The sequence below is a fragment of the Trichloromonas sp. genome (genome assembly GCF_041583255.1).
Taxonomy (GTDB): Bacteria; Desulfobacterota; Desulfuromonadia; order Desulfuromonadales; family Trichloromonadaceae; genus Trichloromonas.
Genome location: NZ_JBFHGD010000235.1, coordinates 1 through 4691, shown reverse-complemented (window position 1 = coordinate 4691; position 4691 = coordinate 1). Strand labels below are relative to the sequence as shown.

The following is a 4691-nucleotide window of genomic DNA, read 5'->3' as shown; positions in this document are numbered from 1 at the left end:
TCCGGCTCCGGCGCCCCTGGCCGCCGTTTCTCCTTTTGTTTTGCCCGCATCCACCGGTCTTTCGCCCCGGCAAAAATGCTCAGGCTCCCGCCGCAAAAAATGCTCAGGCTCCCGCCGCAGATTCCTTGCGAAGTCAGCACCGAGAGGTTGACAAACAGAAAAGTAAAGTTTGAATAAGGTTACGGCAAGTGACTCGCTGAAATTACTGGTCCACCGGTGGCGATGGAAAGAGCATTCTCAAAGGAGACGTTAAATGAAAAAGACGCGAACATGGAATACGGGAACGATACGAGCCTTCCTTTTCTTTCTGGGGGTGTGTTGTCTGTTTTTTCTAACAGGATGTGATCAGGAGAAGGTAAAAACAACCCAGGTTGAAGACGCAAAATCAACGGCAAACAAGCTCCTCGCAGCCACACCGGCAGACGAGGGGAAAGCTCCTGGTATGGACAATATGGCCGTACGATTGGCCCAGGTTGAAGCCAGGGAGAGGGAATTGTCCAATTTGCAGCAGAGCCTTTCCGCCCGCGAGAGCGAGCTGAAACAGATCCAGGTGCAGCTGGACGATAAACTGAAGATGTCGCTGTTGACAGATGAAGAAGCGAAAGAATTTCAGAAACGTCTGGGGGACACAGCAAAACAAAGTGCTCAGAGAGGCACATCGGGGGAGGATTGCACGTTGCTGCCGCAAGCCAGCGCCGGCGAATGTTTTGCCAAGGTGGTCATCCCGCCGCAGTACAAAACGGTGACTGAGCGGGTTTTGAAACGCCAGGCGTCCGAGCGCATCGAGGTGATTCCGGCAAAATATGAAAAGGTTTCAGAAAAAGTGCTGGTGGCAGGTGAAGTGCAGAAGCTTGAAGTAATTCCCGCTACCTTTGCCTGGGAAGAGGAAACCGTTATGGTGAAGCCGGCGGTCAAGAAAATAGTGGAGGTGCCGGCCAAATACGAAACGGTACAGGAAAAAGTGCTGGTCAGTGCCGCTCGAACGGAATGGAAAAAGGGGACTGGTCCTGTGCAGAGAATCGATCAGTCCACCGGAGAGATCATGTGCCTGGTTGAGGTGCCTGCTGAATACAAAACGGTTAGCAAGCAAGTTTTGAAGTCTCCGGCTGCAACCCAGGTGGTTGAAGTGCCCGCCGTTTACAAAACGGTCAAAAAGCGGGTCATGAAGACTCCTCCGACCACCAAAACGGTCAGCATTCCGGCAAAATATAAAGAAATGGAAGTCACCCACATGGTTAGTCCGGCAACGGAACAACGGATTGCCATTCCTGAAGAATGGCAGACCGTGAGCAAGAAAGTGCTGGTTTCGGAAGGGGGGATGGAATGGCGCTCCATCCTTTGTGATACGAACATCACCAGGGCCCGGATCGCAGATATTCAGAGATCCCTGGTCAAGGCGGGCTACAACCCCGGTCCCATCGATGGCGTTATCGGATCGCAAACCATGGAGGCGGTCAACAAATTCCAGAAAGCCAAAAACCTGCCGGTGGATCAGTACCTCAATGTCGCCACCGTCAAGGCATTGGGGGTTTCCCCGCGCTAGGCAATAAAGAACCCCCCGGGGTCGGCGTTGCCGGTCCCGGGGGGCTTATCTACGGAAAGGCCGCTCGAAGTATAGGTAACGACGGGCTTTTCGGCCGGTTATTCTGAATCGGCAGCCTGTTTTTTCTGCGTGGACAAAGCCTTTCGCCGTTCCTGGTAGTACCTCATCCGTTCGCTGATCATCTTTTCATAGCCCCGCTCGGTAGGGCGATAGAAGACTTTCCCGTGCAGCTTCTCCGGCAGATGTTCCTGCTCGGCAACGCCGCCGTCGAAATCGTGAGCGTACTTGTAGCCCTTATGGTAGCCAAGCTCTTTCATCAGGCGGGTGGGGGCGTTGCGGATGTGCAGGGGGACGGGCAGGGCGCCGCTCTTGCGCACTTCGGCCAGGGCGGCGTCGATGCCGAGATAGGCGGCGTTGCTTTTCGGAGCGGTGGCCAGGTAGGTGACGCCCTGGCCCAGGTTGATGCGCGCCTCGGGCATGCCGATGAAGTGGACCGCCTGCTGCACGGCGAGGGCGATCTGCAGGGCGCGGGGGTCGGCGTTGCCGACGTCCTCGGAGGCGAAGATGACCATGCGGCGGACGATGAAGAGCGGGTCTTCTCCGGCCTCCAGCATCCGCGCCAGCCAGTAGAGGGCGCCGTCGGGGTCGGAGCCGCGCATGCTCTTGATGAAGGCGGAGATGACGTTGTAATGTTCCTCGGCCCCCTTGTCGTAGAGCAGGGCCTTTTTCTGCAGCGCGTCCTGCACCGCTTCGAGGGTGATTGTCCCTGAAGCGCCGGCGGCCGCGACTTCGAGGGTGTTGAGGGCGACCCGGGCATCGCCGTCGGCTTGTTCGGCGAGAAACTCGCTGGCATTATCGTCGATGGTAAGGTTGCGCCGGCCCAACCCGCGTGGGTTGCTCAGGGCCCGCGTGAGCAGGATCTTGATGTCGTCCGCTTCGAGTCGGTTGAGGACGAAGACCCGCGAGCGGGAGAGGAGCGCCGAATTGACTTCGAAGGAAGGGTTTTCCGTGGTGGCGCCGATCAGGATGATGTCGCCGCGCTCGACGTAGGGGAGAAAGGCGTCCTGCTGGGCCTTGTTGAAGCGGTGGATCTCGTCGACAAAGAGCAGCGTCTTGCGGCCATGGTAGGCCTTGTCTTCTTTCGCCTTGGCGACGATCTCGCGGACGTCCTTGACCCCCTGCAGCACCGCCGAAAAAAAGACGAACTGGCTCTGGGTCGAGTTGGCGATGACCTGGGCCAGGGTGGTCTTGCCGGTGCCGGGCGGTCCCCAGAAGATCACCGAGGCGACCTGGTCCGACTCGATCAGACGGCGCAGTACCTTGCCTTCGCCCAGCAGGTGCTGCTGGCCGACCATCTCGTCAAGGCTCTGCGGCCGCAGCCGTTCTGCCATGGGGGCATCGCCTGCGTTTTTGGTGCTCTGTTCGAAAAGGTCCATGGTCGCTCGGGGGATGTTGGGTGTCGAAGGCGGTACTTTAACACAGCTTGGACTGGTTGAGAAATCGGAAAGGAACAGGCGTTAGGAATGGCAGACGATTCGGTTGGCCAAAGTCGTTGATTCTGTAATTCTGGGTGAAGACTCGGTGCCAATCACCAATCACTAATAACAAATCACCGCTTATTACTCCTTGTGCGTGACGACGCGGTTCATCATGTCGATGAAATTGCGGGTCAGCTTCGGGTGCAGTTCCGTACCGGCCAGCTCGAGCATGAATGCGGAAACGTCCTCCATGGGGATGCCTCCTTGGCTGCCGTAGCTGCTGCGCAGGGTATCGTAGTAGTCGGAAATGGTCGTCATGTGGCTGCAGATGTTCTGCTTCCAGGACGGACTGACCTTCGGGTAGCCGCTGCGGTTGTAGCCGAGATGGTGCTCAAAGGCGGTAACGACGGCAAGCTTGGGTACGCCGGGCATTTCGAGCAGAAATTCTGCGCCCCTGGCCGGGTGGTCTTCGGGGACCAGGTTTTCCACAGGCTCGTCGTCGTCCGCTTCTTTGTCCCCCGGCACAAACATCTTGCCGATGTCGTGGAGCATGGCGGCAACGCCGATGTCGTGCAGCGGCTGCCCCTCTATCCCCAGGCTCGCCGCCTGCGCCAGGGTCAGGATGCAGACGTTCACCGAGTGGATGAAGGTTGCCTCGTCGGCTGATCGAAGGGGGGCGATGACCATCAGCGGGTCGGTCTGCTTTTTGAACGTGTCGATAAAGCTCGACAGCTTGAAGCCGTCGATAAAGCCCGAAACCAGGTCGAAGATGCCGACGACGTTGAGCTTGTTTTTTTTTCGGACCCCTTCGTAGAGCTCGAGGAACCCGGCAAGGTCTTCTTCGGTAAAGGTGTTTAGCGATACGGGCCGGCCTGCCGGATCGGCCAAGTTTTCAGCCGCCGGACCGCTGCCCGGCGCCGAGAACCTTACCTCGACCTTGCCGTAGCGCAGGTGCTCGGTCGATTGGATTTCGCCGCTGCATCGCCTACCGGCGCCGCGTTTCGACAGGTTGACCACGAGGGCCACCAGGTCGTCAATGGCGATGCCCCGAATCAGCTTGAGATGCCCGATCCCCCGTTCCTTGAGTGCCTGGACAAAGCGGGAGAGGTACAGGGTGTTTTCCATCGCCTGGCCTTCGATGATCAGCTGATCGTCGAGGGTCACCAGCGATAGTTTTGAGGACGCCGGCATGGCACTTTCAAGGCTGGACAGTGCCTGTTCGCAGAGTCGGGCGATCTGCGGGTGATCGGGGGAGTAGAGGTCGGCACTCGAAATGGCGCTGACCAGCAGTCGGATCGAGACCATGACGGCGTTCAGTTGCTCGGAGTTCATGGCGCTACCCCTTGCATCTTCCGGCGCATCTCGGCAACCTGTGCCGACATTTCGCCCCGGGTGCTCTGGCCGAGCCGGTCGAGAAGGGGGGCGGTCGCGGCGGCCGGATATTTTTCCAGGGAACGCAACGCCTCTGCTTTCAGCCGGTTGAGGGCCCCCGTGTTCAGCAGGGACTTGCCTTTCAGCAGCTGTTCGAGTGCCGGCAGCGCCGCGCTGCTGCCAATGTCAGCCAGTGCGCCTATCGCTGCGAGCCGGAGCTCGAGTTCAGGTGCGGAAAAGCCTCCTTTATCGATAAGCTCCGCCAGCTTTTTTACCACCTGCGGATTTCGGCTCAGTCC

The 4691-nt window shown here is 58.6% G+C and carries 4 protein-coding genes; 1 reads left to right on the top strand and 3 read right to left on the bottom strand.

The annotated features are described in order from the left end of the window. The first annotated feature begins 253 nt into the window (after nucleotides 1-253). Nucleotides 254-1543, top strand: a complete 1290-nt coding sequence (locus ABYV89_RS14620; protein WP_432823672.1) for a peptidoglycan-binding protein — start codon at nucleotides 254-256, stop codon at nucleotides 1541-1543. 98 nt (nucleotides 1544-1641) lie between these two features. On the opposite strand, the gene ABYV89_RS14615 is transcribed toward ABYV89_RS14620, so the two are convergent. The 3 genes from ABYV89_RS14615 to ABYV89_RS14605 all read right to left on the bottom strand — a co-directional run. Next, the gene (locus ABYV89_RS14615) at nucleotides 1642-2979 is read right to left on the bottom strand and encodes a replication-associated recombination protein A (protein ID WP_432823671.1); all 1338 of its coding nucleotides are present in this window, start codon (nucleotides 2977-2979) and stop codon (nucleotides 1642-1644) included. 183 nt (nucleotides 2980-3162) lie between these two features. After that, entirely contained in the window at nucleotides 3163-4353 is a 1191-nt protein-coding gene (locus ABYV89_RS14610) for an HD-GYP domain-containing protein (protein WP_432823670.1), read from the bottom strand. After that, nucleotides 4350-4691: HEAT repeat domain-containing protein (locus ABYV89_RS14605; protein WP_432823669.1), on the bottom strand; the 342-nt coding region annotated here is incomplete at its 5' end. The genes ABYV89_RS14605 and ABYV89_RS14610, both read right to left, overlap by 4 nt.